16 protein-coding genes and 1 riboswitch are annotated in these 17509 nt (G+C 33.5%); of the genes, 7 read left to right on the top strand and 9 right to left on the bottom strand.

What is annotated here, in order from left to right:
• The first annotated feature begins 13 nt into the window (after positions 1-13).
• Complete coding sequence (locus CHB67_RS10565; protein ID WP_089381764.1) at positions 14-1336, top strand: aspartate kinase; 1323 nt, start codon at positions 14-16, stop codon at positions 1334-1336.
• A gap of 114 nt (positions 1337-1450) precedes the next feature.
• Here CHB67_RS10565 and CHB67_RS10560 read toward each other — a convergent pair whose 3' ends face one another.
• Positions 1451-2743, bottom strand: a complete 1293-nt coding sequence (locus tag CHB67_RS10560) for an aminopeptidase P N-terminal domain-containing protein (protein ID WP_089381740.1) — start codon at positions 2741-2743, stop codon at positions 1451-1453.
• 155 nt (positions 2744-2898) lie between these two features.
• Between CHB67_RS10560 and CHB67_RS10555 the strand changes: the two genes are divergently transcribed.
• The 4 genes from CHB67_RS10555 (at position 2899) to CHB67_RS10540 (ending at position 7641) form a co-directional block, all read left to right on the top strand.
• Positions 2899-3753: a ChaN family lipoprotein gene (locus tag CHB67_RS10555; protein WP_089381739.1), complete on the top strand. Its 855-nt coding sequence runs from the start codon at positions 2899-2901 to the stop codon at positions 3751-3753.
• A 442-nt stretch (positions 3754-4195) separates the two neighbouring features.
• A complete protein-coding gene (locus CHB67_RS10550; protein ID WP_089381738.1) occupies positions 4196-4873 on the top strand; it encodes a succinate dehydrogenase cytochrome b subunit in 678 nt (225 codons plus the stop codon).
• Positions 4874-4885: 12 nt separating this feature from the next.
• The gene (locus CHB67_RS10545; RefSeq protein WP_089381737.1) at positions 4886-6889 is read left to right on the top strand and encodes a fumarate reductase/succinate dehydrogenase flavoprotein subunit; all 2004 of its coding nucleotides are present in this window, start codon (positions 4886-4888) and stop codon (positions 6887-6889) included.
• A gap of 8 nt (positions 6890-6897) precedes the next feature.
• The gene (locus tag CHB67_RS10540; RefSeq protein WP_089381736.1) at positions 6898-7641 is read left to right on the top strand and encodes a succinate dehydrogenase/fumarate reductase iron-sulfur subunit; all 744 of its coding nucleotides are present in this window, start codon (positions 6898-6900) and stop codon (positions 7639-7641) included.
• 86 nt (positions 7642-7727) lie between these two features.
• Here CHB67_RS10540 and moeB read toward each other — a convergent pair whose 3' ends face one another.
• The 8 genes from moeB to thiS all read right to left on the bottom strand — a co-directional run bounded on the left by moeB (position 7728) and on the right by thiS (position 15198).
• Positions 7728-8792, bottom strand: coding sequence for a molybdopterin-synthase adenylyltransferase MoeB (moeB, locus tag CHB67_RS10535; protein ID WP_089381763.1), 1065 nt, complete (start codon positions 8790-8792; stop codon positions 7728-7730).
• A 25-nt stretch (positions 8793-8817) separates the two neighbouring features.
• Complete coding sequence (gene thiH, locus CHB67_RS10530) at positions 8818-9930, bottom strand: 2-iminoacetate synthase ThiH (RefSeq protein WP_089381735.1); 1113 nt, start codon at positions 9928-9930, stop codon at positions 8818-8820.
• A 1-nt stretch (position 9931) separates the two neighbouring features.
• A complete protein-coding gene (locus CHB67_RS10525; protein ID WP_089381734.1) occupies positions 9932-10705 on the bottom strand; it encodes a thiazole synthase in 774 nt (257 codons plus the stop codon).
• 15 nt (positions 10706-10720) lie between these two features.
• Positions 10721-11365, bottom strand: coding sequence for a thiamine phosphate synthase (gene thiE, locus CHB67_RS10520; protein WP_089381733.1), 645 nt, complete (start codon positions 11363-11365; stop codon positions 10721-10723).
• Positions 11355-12122, bottom strand: coding sequence for a bifunctional hydroxymethylpyrimidine kinase/phosphomethylpyrimidine kinase (locus tag CHB67_RS10515; protein ID WP_089381762.1), 768 nt, complete (start codon positions 12120-12122; stop codon positions 11355-11357). The genes thiE and CHB67_RS10515 overlap by 11 nt, the downstream gene beginning before the upstream one ends.
• A 92-nt stretch (positions 12123-12214) precedes the next feature.
• On the bottom strand, positions 12215-12808 hold the full coding sequence (locus tag CHB67_RS10510; protein ID WP_089381732.1) for a thiamine phosphate synthase: 594 nt from the start codon (positions 12806-12808) through the stop codon (positions 12215-12217).
• A gap of 260 nt (positions 12809-13068) precedes the next feature.
• Positions 13069-14928, bottom strand: a complete 1860-nt coding sequence (gene thiC / locus CHB67_RS10505) for a phosphomethylpyrimidine synthase ThiC (RefSeq protein WP_089381731.1) — start codon at positions 14926-14928, stop codon at positions 13069-13071.
• Positions 14929-14994: 66 nt separating this feature from the next.
• Positions 14995-15198 (bottom strand): sulfur carrier protein ThiS, encoded by a 204-nt coding sequence (gene thiS, locus CHB67_RS10500; protein ID WP_089381730.1) that lies wholly within the window; start codon positions 15196-15198, stop codon positions 14995-14997.
• 90 nt (positions 15199-15288) lie between these two features.
• Positions 15289-15381: riboswitch (TPP riboswitch) on the bottom strand.
• A 192-nt stretch (positions 15382-15573) separates the two neighbouring features.
• Here thiS and CHB67_RS10495 point away from each other — a divergent pair.
• Together CHB67_RS10495 and CHB67_RS10490 are read left to right on the top strand one after the other, a co-directional pair.
• Positions 15574-16731 (top strand): methionine aminotransferase, encoded by a 1158-nt coding sequence (locus CHB67_RS10495; protein WP_089381729.1) that lies wholly within the window; start codon positions 15574-15576, stop codon positions 16729-16731.
• On the top strand, positions 16719-17498 hold the full coding sequence (locus tag CHB67_RS10490) for an amidohydrolase (protein WP_089381728.1): 780 nt from the start codon (positions 16719-16721) through the stop codon (positions 17496-17498). Before CHB67_RS10495 ends, CHB67_RS10490 begins: the two co-directional genes overlap by 13 nt.
• Positions 17499-17509 lie beyond the last annotated feature (11 nt).

Genomic DNA, 17509 nt, shown 5'->3' with positions numbered 1-17509 from the left:
AAAAGCAAAAAGAATGAAAGTTTTAAAGTTTGGAGGTACTTCAGTAGGTTCTATAGATAACATAAAAAGTGTAAAAGAAATTATTACCGATGGTGATAAAAAAATAGTGGTGCTTTCAGCAATGTCAGGTACTACAAATGCATTGGTAGCGATTTCTGACCAAATAAAAGCAGGTGAAATTGAAGCTGCTGTACAAAGCATTTCTGATTTATCAGTTAAATATGATACGGTAATTGATGATTTATTTGAAACTTCAGCCTTAAAACAAGAAGTAAGTAATTACATCGATCAAATTTTCGATTATTTAAAATCATTAACTTCTGAAAAGCATTCAGAACATTTATATAATAAAATTGTTTCTCAAGGAGAATTAATGTCGACTTATATGTTTACTAAATTCTTAAATCAGGAAGGTGTAAACGCACGTTTATTGCCGGCATTGGATTTTATGAGAATTGATAAGTTAAATGAGCCAGACGATTTTTATATCAAACAAAATTTACAACGTATTATTGATGAGACATTACCTGCCGAAATTTATATTACCCAAGGTTTTATTTGTTTAGATGCTTACGGAAATGTTGCTAATTTACAACGAGGCGGAAGTGATTATACAGCGACCATTATTGGTGGTGTTATAGAAGCTGATGAGGTTCAAATTTGGACAGATATTGATGGAATGCATAACAATGATCCTAGATTTGTTGAAAACACTCATGCCATTTCAAACTTGAGTTTTGATGAGGCTGCTGAGTTGGCTTATTTTGGTGCTAAAATTTTACATCCACAAACAGTAATGCCGGCTCGTGAAGCAAACATTCCTGTACGTTTAAAAAACACCATGGATCCACCATCTTATGGAACATTAATTTCTCAAGATTATGAAGGAGAAGGAATTAAAGCAATTGCTGCAAAAGATGGTATTACAGCCATTAAAATTAAATCGGCTCGTATGTTGCAAGCACACGGTTTCTTGAAAAAAGTTTTTGAAATTTTTGAGAAATATGAAACGCCAATTGATATGATTACCACTTCTGAAATTGCAGTTTCATTAACTATTGATAATGATGCTAGTTTAGCTGCTATTGTTGAAGAGTTAGAAAAATTCTCAAAAGTTGAAGTTGACAATCAGCAAAGTATTATTTGTTTGGTAGGGCATTCAGTAGTGAAACATCATGATACACATCGTTTGTTTCAAGTATTGCAGGATATTTATGTTCGTATGATTTCTTATGGAGGAAGCGATAATAATATTTCATTATTGGTAAATACGAACGACAAAATTTCTGCATTACAGCACTTAAATAAATATATTTTTGAAGGAGTGTCAATATAAAAAATAGCTAAGAGGTTTAACATAATTAAAAAAGGCTCGGATAAATTATCCGAGCCTTTTTTAATTTATTCTTGTTTTAAAAATGCCATGTCAGTCTGAGCTTGTCGAAGACTTTTAAGCGTTCATTAAAGTTTCAATTTCGTCTGCTTCAATAGGGATATCTCTCATTAAATTAAACGGTGCGCCCGATTGATTTATTACAACATCATCTTCAATTCTAATTCCCATATTTTCTTCAGGAATATAAATTCCAGGCTCAACAGTAAAAACCATACCTGCTTTCATAGGTGTTTTTAATGAACCATAATCATGCGTATCTAATCCCATATGGTGAGAAGTTCCGTGCATAAAATATTTTTTATAAGCAGGCCAATTAGGGTCTTCATTTTGAACATCAGCTTTGTCAAGTAAGCCTAAACCTACTAATTCTGAAGTCATAATTTTACCAACTTCTTTATGATATTCAGCCCATGAAGCTCCAGGGACTAACATTTTTGTTGCTTCATTTTTAACTCTTAAAACGGCATCATAAACAGCTCTTTGTCTTTCAGTAAAACGACCGTTAACAGGAATAGTACGGGTCATGTCACTAGAGTAATTAGCATATTCAGCACCAACATCCATCAATAACATATCACCGTCTTTACATTCCTTATTGTTTTCAATATAATGTAATACACAAGCACTATAACCAGATCCAATAATAGGAGTATATGCAAAACCTTTTGAACGATTTCTTAAAAATTCGTGCATATATTCGGCTTCAATTTCAAATTCCATCACCCCTGGTTTAATAAAAGGTAATACTCTTCGGAAACCTTTATTAGTGATGTCACAGGCAGTTTGCATAATTTCAATTTCTTCAGGCTCTTTAACACCACGAATTTGTTGCATTATTTGTCCGCTTTTTTCCCATTTATGTGCAGGGAAATCTATTTTACATTGTTTGATAAAACGATCTTCGCGAGTTTCAATTTCAACCGATTGGCGGTAATGTTCATTCGTGTTAAAATAAACACTTTCAGCTTCAGTCATTAAATCAAAAAATATTTTTTTAAAGTCTGATAACCAATAAATAGTTTTAATTCCTGACACAGCTGTTGCTTCCTCTTTTGAATATTTTGCACCATACCAAATTTCAATAAGCTTACTTGTTTCAGTTACAAATAAAATTTCACGATGATTTGGGTCAATAGCATCAGGAAAAAGCACCAAAATACTTTCTTCTTGGTCTGCACCACTTAAATATAATAAATCGCTACTTTGTTTAAAAGGTAATGTGCTATCGGCGCCCGTTGTAAACAAGTCGTTAGAATTAAAAACAGCAATAGATTTAGGTTTCATTTGAGCTGTAAATTTCGCCCTGTTTTTAATGAAAAGTTGATTGCTAATTGGAAGGTATTTCATTGTATATAAATTTATAGGATAAAATAATGAAGAAATATAAAGCTCAATAAGTTAAAAATGAGTTGTTTGTTTCATTCAGAAGATTTTATTGTATTATTGAGGAACAAAGTTATAAATTTGTTGGTAATGAACCCTTTTTTAATCTAATATTATTTATGCGAAAGTTAATAGTATCTCTACTTGTTCTTAGTTTTTCAACAGTCGTTTTTTCACAACATAAGCTTGCTTACAAATTATACAATGCCAAAGGAAAGCAGGTTTCCTATAAAAAAATGATCAAAGTAATGAGTCAGTCAAATGTGGTTTTATTTGGAGAACATCACAATAATCCTATTGTGCATTGGTTGCAATTTGAAGCTACAAAAGATTTAAGTAAACGAAGCGAATTAATATTGGGGGCTGAAATGTTCGAAGCTGATAATCAAATTCAGTTAAATAAATATTTAGCCGAAGAAATTGATCAAAATGAGTTTGATACGGTTGCAAGACTTTGGAGTAATTATACAACAGATTACAAACCTTTGGTTGATTTTGCTAAGAAAAATAATATGAAATTTATCGCTTCCAATATTCCAAGAAGGTTTGCTAGTAAAGTTTTTAGAGGTGGTTTTGAGAGTTTAGAATCGCTTTCTGTGGAAGAAAAATCTTGGTTGGCTCCTTTACCAATTAAATACGATGCTACTTTACCTGGTTATGTTAAAATGAAAGCAATGATGGGCGGTCATGGAGGTGATAATTTACCAAAAGCACAAGCGGTAAAAGATGCTACTATGGGGTATTTTATTTTGAAAAACAGAGAGGCTGGTAAATTATTTATGCATTACAACGGTTCGTATCATTCAGATAATTACGAAGGAATACATTGGTATTTAAAACAAAGTGAACCTAATTTGAAAGTAGTAACTGTAAGTGTAGTTGAACAAGATGTTGTTAAAAAATTCAATCCTGAAGAAAAATTAAAAGCCGATTTTATCATTGTAGTTCCATCAACTATGACCAAAACATATTAATTATTTTAGAATGTCGTTTGATAGGTTTTCTTCGGAAGCTATCAATATATTCTAACAAAATAGAAATAGATAGAATGTGTAAAATGGTAAACAGACGTATAATAATCGGCTAGATTAAGTTTATAGATTTTTAAAACAGTTTAGGTTTTTGTTTCATTATAACTAAAAGGTTTTCGTATTAATTTGGAACAGTTTTAATTGGAATTACTGCAAGAATTTTTTTAAAATCTATCTTTTTCGAAAAGATAAAAAAGATAAAATACACAACAAAAAGACTTTTTTCATGAGAAGTATGTTAAAGTTATAGTGATTTGTTGCTAATTTAGTACTTTTATGAAATTATTATTTTATAATCATTCTAAATAAAGCAAAGGGGTCATTTTATCTTTTAATACAATAAATGAAAGTGTTATCTTTGTGCCTCTAAAAAAAAATTTAAAAAATGAGCGGATTTTTATCTTCATCAATTGCAAGGAAAGTAGCTATGGCATTATCAGCACTCTTCCTTATCATTTTCTTAATTATTCATTTAGCAGTTAATTTAACTTCATTATTTAGTGCAGATGCTTTTAACGAGGCATCGCATTTTATGGGAACGAATCCAGTAATACAGTTTGCGATGCAACCAGTGTTAATTTTTGGTGTTGTTTTTCACTTTGTAATGGGGTTTGTATTAGAGCTAAGGAATAAAGGAGCGAGAAATGTAAAGTATGCTAAGTTTAACGGAGCAGCAAGTTCAACTTGGATGTCTAGAAACATGGTTGTATCTGGAGCTGTTATTTTAGCATTTATTGTAATACACTTTTTGGATTTCTGGATTCCAGAATTAAATACCAAATATGTCTTAGGTGATATGTCGGGTGTTTTACCTGGCGAAGAAGGCTATCGTTATTTTGCCGAATTACAACATAAATTTGTTCCTGTTTGGAGAGTTGCTGCTTATGTAGTTGCGTTTGTATTGTTAGGGTTGCATTTAGCACATGGTTTTCAATCAGCATTTCAATCAATGGGTTTCAATAATAAATACACAAAATGTGTAAAAACTTTAGGCGTTATCTATTCAGTAGTTATTCCTTTAGGATTTATTATTGTTGCATTATTTCACCATTTTAACCATTAATCTTAAAGAAATATGACGACTTTAAATTCAAGAGTACCAGAAGGTCCAATAAAAGATAAATGGACAACTTATAAAGACAATATTGACCTTGTAAACCCAGCTAACAAACGTAATATAGATATTATTGTTGTTGGAACAGGTTTAGCAGGAGGTTCTGCAGCGGCTTCGCTAGCAGAATTAGGATATAACGTAAAAGCTTTTGCTTACCAAGATTCTCCACGTAGAGCGCATTCAATTGCGGCACAAGGAGGTATCAATGCAGCAAAAAATTATCAAAACGATGGTGATTCAAACTTTCGTTTATTTTATGATACCGTAAAAGGTGGTGATTACCGTTCACGTGAAGCAAACGTTCACCGTTTGGCTGAGGTGTCTGGAGCAATTATCGACCAATGTGTGGCACAAGGAGTTCCTTTTGCACGTGATTATGGTGGATTGTTAGACAACCGTTCTTTTGGTGGTGTATTGGTTTCAAGAACTTTTTATGCTAAAGGGCAAACAGGACAACAATTATTATTAGGATGTTATTCAGCAATGAACCGTCAAATTGCTCGTGGAAAGATTGAAATGTTCAATCGTCACGAAATGTTAGACGTTGTTAAAATTGATGGAAAAGCAAGAGGTATTATTGCACGTGATTTAATTACAGGTGAAATTGAGCGTCATTCTGCTCACGCTGTTGTAATTGCAACTGGTGGATATGGAAATGTATATTTCTTATCAACAAACGCTATGGGATCTAATGCAACTGCTGCTTGGAAAATTCATAAAAAAGGAGCATATTTTGCAAACCCTTGTTTTACACAAATTCACCCAACGTGTATTCCACGTTCAGGAGATTACCAATCTAAATTAACGTTAATGTCTGAATCATTACGTAATGATGGTAGAATTTGGGTGCCTGCTAAAATTGAAGATGCAAAAGCAATTCAAGAAGGTAAATTAAAGCCTACAGAAATTGCTGAAGAAAATAGAGATTATTACTTAGAAAGAAGATATCCTGCATTTGGTAACTTAGTACCTCGTGATGTTGCATCAAGAGCAGCAAAAGAACGTTGTGACGCTGGTTATGGAGTAAATGCTACAGGAGAAGCTGTATACTTAGATTTTGCTGCTGCAATTTTCCGTTATGGAAGTGAAAAAGCAAAAGTACAAGGACTTACAAATGCTTCAAAAGAAGAAATTATTAAATTAGGTGAAGGAGTTATTGAAGCCAAATATGGTAACTTATTCCAAATGTATGAGAAAATTATTGATGAAAATCCATACAAAACACCTATGATGATTTACCCTGCAACACACTATACAATGGGTGGTGTTTGGGTTGATTATAATTTAATGACAACTGTTGATGGTTTATACTGTATTGGTGAAGCAAACTTCTCTGATCACGGAGCTAACCGTTTAGGAGCTTCTGCTTTAATGCAAGGTTTGGCTGATGGATATTTCGTATTACCTTATACAATTGGTGATTACTTATCTGATGACATTAGAACAGGAAAAATTTCGACTGATTCACCTGAATTTGTGGAAGCAGAAAAAGAAATTAAAGAGAAATTAGAATTCTTTGTTAATAATAAAGGAACACATTCTGTAGATTATTACCACAAAAAACTAGGTTTAGTAATGTGGAATAAAGTTGGAATGGCGCGTAATGAAAAAGGATTGAAAGAAGCAATTCAAGAGATTCAAGAAATTCGTGAAGATTTCTGGAAAAACGTAAAAGTTCCTGGAAATTTAAATGAAATGAATACAGAGCTTGAAAAAGCTGGAAGAGTAGCTGATTTCTTAGAGTTAGGTGAATTGTTTGCGAAAGATGCCTTAAACAGAAACGAATCTTGTGGAGGTCATTTCCGTGAAGAATATGTTACTGAAGATGGTGAAGCATTGCGTGATGATAAAAATTATGCTTATGTTGCTGCTTGGGAATACACTGGTAAACCAAGTGAAGCCATTTTACATAAAGAAGAATTAGAATTTAAAGATATCGAATTAAAAACTCGTTCATACAAATAAGAAAGATTATGAATTTAACGTTAAAAATTTGGAGACAAAGAGGACCTCAAGATAAAGGTCAAATGGTCGAATATAAAGTAACTGATATTTCAGAACATATGTCTTTCTTAGAAATGATGGACATATTAAACGAAAGTTTAGTTGAGAAAGACGAAGAGCCAATAGCTTTTGATCACGATTGTAGAGAAGGTATTTGTGGTATGTGTTCATTACATATCAATGGTGAACCTCACGGTCCAGACAGAGGTATTACTACCTGTCAGTTACACATGAGAACTTTTAAAGATGGTGATACTATTTACATTGAGCCTTGGAGAGCAAAAGCGTTTCCTGTAATTAAAGATTTAATTGTAGATCGTAATGCTTTTGAGCGTATTCAACAAGCAGGTGGTTACATTTCTGTAAACACTTCAGGAAATACACAAGATGCAAATGCAATTCCAATTCCTAAATTAGATGCAGATTTATCTATGGATGCTGCAGCTTGTATTGGTTGTGGAGCTTGTGTGGCTAGTTGTAAAAACTCAAGTGCTATGCTATTTGTTTCTGCAAAAGTATCTCAGTTTGCATTATTACCTCAAGGTAAAGTTGAAGCTGCTGATCGTGTTAGAAATATGGTTGCACAAATGGATGCTGAAGGTTTTGGTAACTGTACCAATACTGGAGCTTGTGAAGTTGAATGTCCTAAAGGAATTTCATTAGACAATATAGCACGTATGAACCGTGAATATTTAAAAGCAAGTATTATCTAAAAAATAATTTTTAGTATATATAAAAAGCCTGTTTCATTGTTGAAACAGGCTTTTTTAGTTGTATAAACTTGTTGAAATACTATTCTTTAAATTGAATTGATACCGTTTTTTAGATTTATGAAGGTTGTTTTTAGATTTTTACCTTCTAAAATTTCAATAGCCATTTTACTTCTAACACCTGCTTTGCAATAAACTACAATAGATTTATCTGTTGGAATTTCAACATATCTATTCTCTAATTCATGCAATGGGATATGTAAACCGCCAATATTATAATGTTCTCTTTCCAAATTATTTCGAACATCTAATAAGGTGTAATTTTCAGGTGAATTTTGTAATTCGTTATATGTGATTTCTTGTTGATGTTTTTTTGAAACGCCACAAGAAAAATGATAATCATTTTTTAAACTAGTAATTTTAATCGCATTGTTTTTTTTGAAGTTTAACTTGTATTGCACCATTGTCAATGCATTTAATGTGAGTAATTTTCCAGATAATACGGTTCCTAGCTCACAAATTATTTTCAACACTTCATTGGCTTGAATAGTGCCAATAATACCTGGTAACACACCTAAAACACCAATTTCAGAACAGTTTGGAACCGCATTAGCTTGTGGCGGATTTGGGTATAAACAACGGTAGGTTGGACCGTTATGGTAATTAAAAACAGTCACTTGTCCTTCAAACTTAAAGATAGAACCAAAAACAAGTGGTTTGTTTGTTAAAATAGCTGCATCATTTGCCAAGTAACGTGTTGGAAAATTATCACTTCCATCAACAATAATATCATAACAACTAAATAAATTTAGGGCATTTTGGTTGGTTAATTTTTCAACATACACATTGAAATTTATAAACGGATTTAATGCAGCCAACCTACTCGCAGCAACCTCAGCTTTAAACTTGCCAATATCTTTATGCGTATATAAAATCTGACGTTGCAAATTGGATTGATCTACCGTGTCATTATCTATAATACCAATAGTTCCTACACCTGCAGCGGTTAAATACTGTAAAACAGGACAGCCTAAACCACCAGCGCCAATAACCAACACTTTTGAAGCTTTTAATTTTTCTTGTCCAATTGCACCAATTTCATCTAAAATAAGATGTCGGCTATATTGTTTGTTTTCTTCTTTTGAAAATGCCATTGCTTTTAAAGTGTGTTGTTTGTGATTACTGCCAATTGTTTTCCCAATCTTTCCAAACAACTTCCATTGCATTGGCCTTTAACATTTGGGTAATTTCCTCAGTACTGCGTTCGTCAGAAATTTCAAATTGCTCTAAAGATTGCTCTTCCACAACATAACCTCCCGGATTTGTTTTAGATTCGGCACTCATAGACGTAATGCCAAAACGCACAATATTATCACGAAACAGCTCATTTTCTCGGGTTGAAATAGACAATTCAACATCTTCATCTAACAACCTAAAAGCACAAATTAACTGTACCAAATCAGCATCGGTCATTTCAACTTTAGGTTCTAAGCCGCCTGAATGTGGTCGTAACCTTGGAAAAGAAATAGAATATTTTGTTTTCCAGTAGGTTTTTTGCAAATATTTTAAATGCAATGCTGTAAAAAAACTATCTGCCCGCCAATCTTCTAAACCAAACAATGCACCCAAACCAATTTTATGGATACCAGCTTTTCCTAGCCGATCAGGTGTTTCTAAACGATGGTAAAAGTTCGATTTTTTTCCTTTGGGATGGTGTTTTTTATAGGCTTCTTGATGATAGGTTTCCTGATACACCAAAACAGCATACAAACCACTTTCGGTTAAACGGTAATATTCGTTCTCAGATAAAGGTTGAACTTCAATAGAAATATTAGCAAATTGAGATCGAATAAGTTGAATGGCATTTTCAATATAATCAACTCCAACTGTTTTGTTGGCTTCACCTGTAACTAATAAAATATGATCGTATCCCTTCGATTTTAAAAACGAAACTTCTTTTAAAATCTCCTCATTTGTTAGTGTTCTTCTTGGTATTTTATTGGTAGCACTAAATCCGCAATACGTACAAACATTGTTGCATTCGTTGCTTAAATACAAAGGTGCATACATTTGTATAGTGTTGCCAAAACGTTTTTTGGTGACCACACTACTTAATTGAGCCATTTGCTCTAAATAAGGTTTTGCAGCAGGAGAAATCAATGCTTTAAAATCTTCTAAATTACGTTTTGAATTTCCCAATGCCCTTAAAACATCACTTTCGGTTTTCTCAAAAATACCTTGAAGCGTTTGCTCCCAATTATAAGTATCAAATGTGTCTTTAAAACTTGCCATATTATGCGTTTAAAAAACTAGTTAGCGGACTACTTGCTTCAGCGTGGTGCTTAATAGGGGCTAATTTTGCATTGTATGCCATTCTACCAGCTTCAATAGCCAATTTAAAAGCGTTGGCCATAGCAACCGGATTTTTAGACACCGCAATGGCAGTATTTACCAAAACGGCATCAGCACCCAATTCCATTGCGTAAGCAGCGTGCGATGGCGCACCAATACCTGCATCAACAATTACAGGAACCGTACTTTGATCTATAATAATTTCTAAAAATTCTTGCGTTTTTAATCCTTTATTGCTGCCTATTGGCGCGCCTAAAGGCATTACACATTGTGCACCAACTTCTTCTAAACGTTTGCATAAAACAGGATCGGCATGAATGTACGGCATTACAACAAAACCTAATTTAACCAATTCTTCAGCAGCTTTTAACGTTTCTATAGGATCGGGTAATAAGTATTTTGGATCTGGATGAATTTCTAATTTAATCCAATTGGTTTCTAATGCTTCTCTAGATAATTGTGCTGCAAAAATAGCTTCTTTATAATTTCTTACGCCTGATGTGTTTGGTAATAAATTTATTCGGGGATGATTTAAATGTACTAAAATATCATCGTTTTCATCTTTTACATCTACACGTTTTAAAGCAACTGTAATCAGTTCACTTTCTGAAGCCAATAAAGCTTGTTTCATTACTGCTGAAGAGCTAAACTTTCCTGTTCCTGTAAACAATCTTGAGTGAAACTCTTTATCTGCAATTTTTAAAATATCGTTCATAATCTTGTTTTGTAACTACTCTTTATTTAATTTATAAACTTGTTCTTGGTCTAGGCTGCCAAATGCTTTTCTAATGGTGTGTACTGTATTAAAATTTTGTGTAATTTCTTTAGACATTGCAACACCATAAACACCTGTATCCATAATTTCTGGAATGTCGTTTAGCTTTATACCTCCAATGGCAATAACTGGAATCTCAGATTTTAATTCTTCTATGATTAATTGATAGCCTAACACACCTAATACCGGACTTAAATTCTTTTTGGTTTCTGTAAATTTAAAAGGGCCTAAACCTATATAATCCACTTTTTTACCGACTAAAAGTTTGCAATCTTGTAAGGTGTTTGCGGTTCCGCCAATGGTGTATGATTTTCCTAAATAGGCACGGACTTCTAATGGGCAGCTATCCGTTTTTCCTAAATGAACACCGTCGGCTTTTACTTGTTTTGCTATTTTGTAATGATCGTTTATAATTAAACGTGTTTGAAAATGCGCTGTTATTTCTCGGGCTTGTTGGGCCGTTTTTAACAGCGTTTCATCATCTAAATCTTTTAAGCGAAGTTGCACCCATGCTACGCCAGATGCACATGCTTTTTGAATATTTTCTAAATGCTCATTTGGTGTTGCACCTTGTGATATATACTGTAATTTACCAATCATTTGTTGTGTAATTATGAATTCCCAGTAAGGAATCTGTTGAATTTAAAAATTGTTCGGTGTACCTTTTTGCGTTTCTACAAGCATCTTCTAAAGCAATATCTTTTGCCAAGTTTGAAGCTAAAGCCGCAGCTAAAACACAACCGCTTCCGTGCTTTTCAAATACCGATTCAACGCCTGGTTGAAGATTGATTTGAACAATACCGCTATGGTAAATTTCATCCAATCCTTTTGTGTCGTTTCTATGCCCGCCTTTTAAATAAATATTTGTTTTTTCTGAAATAAATTCAATGGTTTCTTCAATATTTTTAGTTGGAAACAAGCCTTGTATTTCATTGTAATTTGGAGTTATGAAATAACATTTTTCCAATACGTTTTCCAATATTTTTAAGTTTGAAGCCGTATGAAAATCGAATCCTGCACTGGCTTTTAAAATAGGATCAACTATTATTTTTATGTCTGGATTTAAAGCTAGCAATGTGTCAACAACAACCAACAACGTTTCCCAAGATTGAATGATGCCAATTTTTACTACTGAAATAGGAAAGCGCTCAAACAAGGTTTCAATTTGATGTACAATAATCGCTTCATCAATCCAAACACAATTTTTAAATGAAATGTCATTTTGAACTGTTACGGCGGTACAAACAGACAAACCGTACAAGCCATGTGCTTCAAAAGTTTTTATGTCTGAAGTAATTCCTGCACCGCTTGAAGGATCAAATCCGGCAATGCTTACTATGTATGTTTTATTTTTCATTTTTTTATTTGTCATTTCGAGTGAAACGAAGCAATCGTTTATTTGAAAAGATTACCACGTAGCTGTCGCTCCTCGTAATGACGTTATATTTTTTATTGTTCCTCGTAACAACGTTTTATATTTTTAAAACTCTCTAAACAATTTTCACTATTCCAAACACCACCCAAAACTCCAATGCCTTTAAACCCTAATTTTAACGTATCTTTTATGGTTGAAGTGTTGATTCCGCCCATTCCAATAATTTTTTTTGAACTGTTGGTAACATCAAAACCGCGCCCTGCATACCCTTGTTTTGAAATAGAAGAAAACACCGGACTTAATAAATAATAGTCAAATTCGATTTCGCAATTTTCTAGTTCTTGAAATTCATGAAAAGAACTGCTCATTGTTTTACCTATCATATTCAAATTATTAAAATAGCCTTTGCCGTTTTCTAAAACATCGCGTCTTTTTTGTTCCTGAAAATGAATGCCTTTTAAATTAAATTCGTTGATCAATTCGTGAAAATAATGCACTACAATACGGTTGTGATATTTTGTATCTATTTGATTTAAAAACGCAACATGTTCCTGATAGTTTTTAAACGGTTTTCTAAAATGATAATACTGTAAACCAGCTTCAAATAATTGATGCAATATTTTTATTTCATTCGGAATATCTTGTTCAGGAGCTATAAGTACAATCATTTTAAGTTGGGTTTTAAGACTTCTCGATACTATTTTTTCATTCTTCAAAAATCACTCGAAGTGACGTTTTGCATACTATAGTTAATAAAACTTTATTGGAAACTTTTTTGAGTTAGGGATTGCAGTGGCATCCTTTTGCTGTTGGTTCGAGTGAATTTATGCAGTGCAACGGAATAAATTTGTATCGAGAACCAGCAAAAGATATAACGGAAAGCCCGCCTACGCCTTTGAAAAAAAGGCGTAGGAACTTCCATAGTAGTTTACAAATACACTTCAGATCCTTTATCTTTAAACTCTTTTGATTTTTCTTCCATTCCTTTGGCAAAAACTTCATCGCCTTTTACTTCGTTTTCTGCAGCAAAATCACGCACTTCTTGAGAGATTTTCATAGAGCAAAATTTTGGGCCACACATAGAACAAAAATGGGCGATTTTAGCACCTTCGGCAGGCAAAGTTTCATCGTGGTACTCTTTTGCCAATTCAGGATCCAAGCCTAAATTAAACTGATCTTCCCAACGGAATTCGAAACGCGCCTTACTCAACGCATCGTCTCTATGCTGTGCGCCCGGATGCCCTTTTGCCAAATCGGCCGCATGTGCCGCCAATTTGTAAGTTACAACACCTGTGCGAACATCGTTTTTATTAGGCAAGCCCAAGTGCTCTTTTGGGGTTACGTAGCACAACATAGCGCAACCAAACCAACCAATCATAGCGGCTCCAATACCCGAGGTAATGTGATCGTAACCCGGTGCAATGTCAGTAGTTAAAGGGCCTAACGTGTAAAAAGGCGCTTCATCACAAACTTCCAATTGCTTGTCCATATTTGCTTTAATCATGTGCATTGGCACGTGACCAGGACCTTCAATAAAGGTTTGCACATCGTGTTTCCACGCAACTTTTGTAAGTTCACCCAAGGTTTCTAACTCTGCAAATTGAGCTTCGTCATTGGCATCGGCAATAGAACCCGGACGCAAACCATCGCCAAGTGAAAACGCCACATCGTAGGCTTTCATAATTTCGCAAATTTCTTCAAAATGCGTATAAATAAAACTCTCAGTATGATGCGCCAAACACCATTTTGCCATAATAGAACCACCGCGCGAAACAATACCTGTAATACGTTTTGCGGTCATAGGAATGTAGCGCAAACGCACACCTGCGTGAATGGTAAAATAATCGACACCTTGTTCGGCCTGTTCAATTAACGTATCTCGAAAAATTTCCCAAGTTAAATCTTCGGCTTTTCCGTTTACCTTTTCTAAAGCCTGATAAATTGGAACTGTACCTACAGGAACAGGAGAATTACGAACAATCCACTCTCTGGTTTCGTGAATATTTTCTCCAGTAGATAAATCCATAATATTATCGGCACCCCAACGACAAGCCCAAACAGCTTTTTCTACTTCTTCTTCAATGGTTGAAGTGGTTGCAGAATTACCAATATTGGCATTTATTTTTACCAAGAAATTACGACCAATAATCATAGGTTCGCTTTCTGGATGGTTGATGTTTGAAGGCAATACAGCGCGACCACGGGCAATTTCATCGCGTACAAATTCGGGAGTAATTTTTGCAGGAACGCTAGCGCCAAAATTTTGCCCAGAATGTTGGGTAGCTAAACGGGTAATTTCATCTATTCGCTGATTTTCACGAATGGCAACATATTCCATTTCTGGCGTAATAATACCCTGTTTTGCATAATACATTTGCGAAACATTTTTTCCTTTTTTTGCACGCATTGGCTTTTTTAACAACGAAAATCGCAAATGATCTAGGCTTTTATCATTCAAGCGTTGGTTGCTGTATTCTGAAGAAAATGCATCTAATTGCTCAACATCACCACGGCCCAAAACCCAAGACTCTTTAATGCGTTCTATTCCTTGGTGAATGTCTATATTTTTGTTTGGATCGGTGTAAGGTCCCGAAGTATCATAAACAGTTACAGGTTCATTTTTGGTGCGCGTTCCGTTAAGCGAGTCTACGGTATCACTTAATGAAATTTCACGCATTGCCACCTTTAATTGTGGATGAATTTTTCCGGAAACGTATATTTTTTTTGAGTTTGGAAATGGATTTCTTGTAATTTCACCTTGTTTTGGTGCGGTATCTGTTTTTTTCATAATCTGCTTAATTTTTTAGAATTTTTGATCTAAATATGAGTTAATATTTCAGTTTTTGTTTGTTTGTTAGCCGCCTTGTGTAGCTTTGATTATTAAAACAGCATCGTTTTGGTTTAACGTAGTTGTTAACCAATCGGATTTTGTAATAATATTTTGATTTACAGCTACAGCAATGCCGTTTGTTGAAATTTGAAGTTGTTCTAAAATTTCTTGAAGAGAAATGGATGCTAAAAATTGATGTTCTTTAGTGTTTACTTTAATTGTAATCATAAAAATAATTTTGATCCTAACTAGCTAAAGTAGTTGGGGTGTTAATTAAAATTGTGTAAACTAAAAAAGTGCAGTGAAATATAATAGTGCAGATGATGCTTTTCTTTTTCCTACGTTGGTATCAGCCAAATCAGGTTCAAAGGATATTTCTCAAACTATTGCTAGTTACTCCTAAAGTTATGCTACAAATGTATATGATTAAAAATAAAATAAAACTATAATGTGTGTTAATAATTATTTTTAATTTTAAAATGAAAGAAAATTAAACGGTGTTGCATACGATAATTGGATGAAAATATTTTGTGAAATGGGATTGTTTATTTTTGTTTTTTGAAAATAAGAATTCGTAAATTTAAAATCTAATTCAGAAATTTAATGCCAACATATAATTCTCATTTTCAATCAAAACTACCAAACGTACCAACATCCATTTTTTCGGTGATGAGCGCGTTGGCTGCTGAGCACAATGCTTTGAATTTATCACAAGGTTTTCCAGATTTTAAAAGTGATACAAAGCTTATTGAATTGGTAAATAAAGCCATGATACAAGGCAAAAATCAATATGCGCCAATGCCTGGTATTCTTAATTTAAGAAAAATAATTGTTGAAAAAACTGAAGCTTTATATGGTGTTTCTTACCATCCAGAAACCGAAATCACCATTACAGCTGGCGCAACACAAGCTATTTTTACGGTAATTGCGGCTACTATTAAAAAAGATGATGAAGTTATCATTTTTAAACCTGCTTATGATAGTTATGAGCCAAGTATCCAGGTTTTTGGTGGAAAAGTAATTCCGTATCAAATATATCCTGAAACTTTTAAAATTGATTGGAGTGAAGTTAAAAAGCTAATCACTTTAAAAACAAAAATGGTGATTATAAACACGCCTCACAATCCTTCTGGACAAATCCTGTCTAAAAATGATATGCAACAGTTAGCAGCTATTTTAAAAGATACAAATATTGTGTTGTTAAGTGATGAAGTGTATGAACATATTATTTTTGATGAAGCACAGCACCAATCTGCTTGTTTGTTTCCTGAATTAGCTGAACGTAGTTTTATTGTTGCTTCCTTCGGAAAAACATTTCACAATACAGGTTGGAAAGTTGGTTATTGTTTGGCGCCTTCAGCATTGATGGAGGAGTTTAGAAAAGTCCATCAATTTAATGTGTTTAGTGTAAATCATCCAACACAAGTTGCCTTGGCAGACTATTTAAAAACACCAAATAATTATTTAGAACTGGGAGATTTTTATCAGCAAAAAAGAGATTTATTTTTATCATTGATAAAAGGTTCCAGATTTGAATTTACACCTTCACAAGGCACCTATTTTCAGTTATTAAATTTCAAAAATATTACTTCTGAAGGTGATTTTTATTTTGCGAAAAGATTGACCAAAGAACACAAAATAGCATCAATTCCCATATCGGTTTTTAACCAAGATAATTTAGACACTAAAGTGTTGCGTTTTTGTTTTGCTAAAACCGATGAAACATTAAAAAAAGCCGCAGAAATACTATGCAAAATTTAAAAATAGCGTTGATTCAAACCAATATTGTTTGGCAAAACGCAGTCGAAAACCGCAGTCGATATTCAGAAAAAATAAATAATATTCAAGAACAGGTTGATGTATTTGTTTTACCCGAAATGTTTACCACAGGCTTTAGTATGGAGCCTCAACATTTGGCGGAAACTATGGATGGAAAAACTGTTGAATGGATGAAAAATTTGGCTTCAAAAAAAAATGCTGCAATCTGTGGAAGTTTGATTATTTCTGAAGATGGTAATTATTACAATCGGTTTTTGTTTATTGAGCCATCAGGTGAAATACAAATTTATGACAAGCGACATTTATTTACCTTGGCAGGTGAAGAAAAAGTATATACTGCTGGCTCTAAAAAGCTGATAGTTGAATTCAAAGGTTGGAAAATTTGTCCTCTGGTTTGTTACGATTTACGTTTTCCGGTTTGGGCAAGAAATGTAGAAGATTACGATGTGTTGTTGTACGTTGCCAATTGGCCAAAAATTAGAATTGCAGCTTGGGATGCTTTATTAAAAGCCCGCGCTATTGAAAATATGTGTTATGTGCTAGGCGTAAATAGAGTAGGAGTTGATGCAAATAGCTACGAATATAGCGGACACTCTGTAGTGTATGATTGTTTGGGAGAAAAATTAACCCGTAGTATTCCTAATCACGAAGGAATTGAAATAATAGCACTTCAAAAAGCACATATTTCTAAATTTAGAAATAAATTAAATTTTTTAAATGATAAGGATACTTTTGAGGTAAATGTTTAAGGAGGAAATTA

This window comes from Lutibacter agarilyticus, from assembly GCF_900188235.1.
Lineage (GTDB): Bacteria > Bacteroidota > Bacteroidia > Flavobacteriales > Flavobacteriaceae > Lutibacter > Lutibacter agarilyticus.
This window is presented reverse-complemented; position numbering and strand designations above follow the sequence as displayed.

Coding starts and splice junctions, on each gene's coding strand:
- CHB67_RS10565 (WP_089381764.1), top strand. CDS start 14: ATGAAAGTTTTAAAGTTTGGAGGTACTTCAGTAGGTTCTATAGATAAC.
- CHB67_RS10560 (WP_089381740.1), bottom strand. CDS start 2,743: ATGAAATACCTTCCAATTAGCAATCAACTTTTCATTAAAAACAGGGCG.
- CHB67_RS10555 (WP_089381739.1), top strand. CDS start 2,899: ATGCGAAAGTTAATAGTATCTCTACTTGTTCTTAGTTTTTCAACAGTC.
- CHB67_RS10550 (WP_089381738.1), top strand. CDS start 4,196: ATGAGCGGATTTTTATCTTCATCAATTGCAAGGAAAGTAGCTATGGCA.
- CHB67_RS10545 (WP_089381737.1), top strand. CDS start 4,886: ATGACGACTTTAAATTCAAGAGTACCAGAAGGTCCAATAAAAGATAAA.
- CHB67_RS10540 (WP_089381736.1), top strand. CDS start 6,898: ATGAATTTAACGTTAAAAATTTGGAGACAAAGAGGACCTCAAGATAAA.
- moeB (WP_089381763.1), bottom strand. CDS start 8,792: ATGGCATTTTCAAAAGAAGAAAACAAACAATATAGCCGACATCTTATT.
- thiH (WP_089381735.1), bottom strand. CDS start 9,930: ATGGCAAGTTTTAAAGACACATTTGATACTTATAATTGGGAGCAAACG.
- CHB67_RS10525 (WP_089381734.1), bottom strand. CDS start 10,705: ATGAACGATATTTTAAAAATTGCAGATAAAGAGTTTCACTCAAGATTG.
- thiE (WP_089381733.1), bottom strand. CDS start 11,365: ATGATTGGTAAATTACAGTATATATCACAAGGTGCAACACCAAATGAG.
- CHB67_RS10515 (WP_089381762.1), bottom strand. CDS start 12,122: ATGAAAAATAAAACATACATAGTAAGCATTGCCGGATTTGATCCTTCA.
- CHB67_RS10510 (WP_089381732.1), bottom strand. CDS start 12,808: ATGATTGTACTTATAGCTCCTGAACAAGATATTCCGAATGAAATAAAA.
- thiC (WP_089381731.1), bottom strand. CDS start 14,928: ATGAAAAAAACAGATACCGCACCAAAACAAGGTGAAATTACAAGAAAT.
- thiS (WP_089381730.1), bottom strand. CDS start 15,198: ATGATTACAATTAAAGTAAACACTAAAGAACATCAATTTTTAGCATCC.
- CHB67_RS10495 (WP_089381729.1), top strand. CDS start 15,574: ATGCCAACATATAATTCTCATTTTCAATCAAAACTACCAAACGTACCA.
- CHB67_RS10490 (WP_089381728.1), top strand. CDS start 16,719: ATGCAAAATTTAAAAATAGCGTTGATTCAAACCAATATTGTTTGGCAA.